The sequence below is a fragment of the Micromonospora sp. M51 genome (assembly GCF_018070305.1).
Lineage (GTDB): Bacteria > Actinomycetota > Actinomycetes > Mycobacteriales > Micromonosporaceae > Micromonospora > Micromonospora parva.
Genome location: NZ_JAGPXZ010001122.1, coordinates 1 through 1,365 on the forward strand (window position 1 = coordinate 1; position 1,365 = coordinate 1,365).

A 1,365-nucleotide genomic window follows, 5' to 3' on the forward strand; every position below is an offset into this window, starting at 1 on the left:
AAGAACGCGGGTGTGCCGATCGTCGGCACCTCCCCGGAGTCGATCCACCTGGCCGAGGAGCGGGGCGCGTTCGGCGCGGTGCTGGCCCGCGCCGGGCTGCGCGCGCCGTCGCACGGCATGGCCACCTCGTACGACGAGGCGAAGGCCATCGCCGACGAGATCGGCTACCCGGTGCTGGTCCGGCCGTCGTACGTGCTGGGCGGGCGGGGCATGGAGATCGTCTACGACGATCCGACGCTGCGCGACTACATCGGTCGGGCCACCGACATCTCCCCGGACCACCCGGTGCTGGTGGACCGGTTCCTCGACGACGCCATCGAGATCGACGTGGACGCGCTCTGCGACGCCGACGGCGAGGTCTACATCGGCGGCGTGATGGAGCACATCGAGGAGGCCGGCATCCACTCCGGCGACTCGTCCTGCGCGCTCCCGCCGATCACCCTCGCCGGCTCGCACCTCGCGGAGGTGCGCCGCTACACCGAGGCGATCGCCCGGGGCGTCGGCGTGCGGGGCCTGCTCAACGTGCAGTACGCCCTCAAGGACGACGTGCTCTACGTCCTGGAGGCCAACCCGCGCGCGTCGCGGACCGTTCCGTTCGTCTCCAAGGCCACGGCGGTGCCGCTGGCCAAGGCGGCGGCGCGGATCGCGCTCGGGGCGAGCATCGCCGAGCTGCGCGCCGAGGGCCTGCTGCCGGCCACCGGGGACGGGGGCACGATGCCCGCTGACGCCCCGGTGGCGGTGAAGGAGGCGGTGCTGCCGTTCAAGCGCTTCCGGACCCGCGCGGGCAAGGGGATCGACTCGCTGCTCGGCCCGGAGATGAAGTCGACCGGCGAGGTGATGGGCATCGACACCAACTTCGGGCACGCCTTCGCCAAGAGTCAGTCGGCCGCGTACGGGTCGTTGCCGACCGCCGGGAAGATCTTCGTCTCGGTGGCCAACCGCGACAAGCGCGGCATGATCTTCCCGATCAAGCGGCTGGCGGATCTGGGCTTCGAGATTGTCGCCACCGCCGGCACGGCCGAGGTGCTGCGCCGCCACGGCATCGCCTGTGAGCAGATCCGCAAGCACTACCAGGCCGGTGCGGGCGATGACGCGGTGTCGTTGATCGGCGGCGGCCACGTGGCGCTGGTGATCAACACCCCGCAGGGTTCCGGTGCCAGCGCCCGCTCGGACGGCTACGAGATCCGCAGCGCGGCCGTCACCGCGGACATCCCCTGCATCACCACCGTTCCCGGCGCGGCGGCGGCGGTGATGGGCATCGAGGCGCGTATCCGCGGCGACATGCAGGTCCGGCCTCTGCAGGACCTGCACGCCATCCTGCGGGCGGCCCAGTGACAGTGTTCGAGCGGGCGGTACGGCCGTGGT

Annotated in this window: 1 protein-coding gene; it reads left to right on the forward strand. The window is 71.8% G+C overall.

The genetic code is table 11. The annotated features are described in order from the left end of the window. On the forward strand, positions 1–1,335 hold a 1,335-nt coding region (locus KBX53_RS32980; protein ID WP_210863767.1), incomplete at its 5' end, for an ATP-grasp domain-containing protein. Positions 1,336–1,365 lie beyond the last annotated feature (30 nt).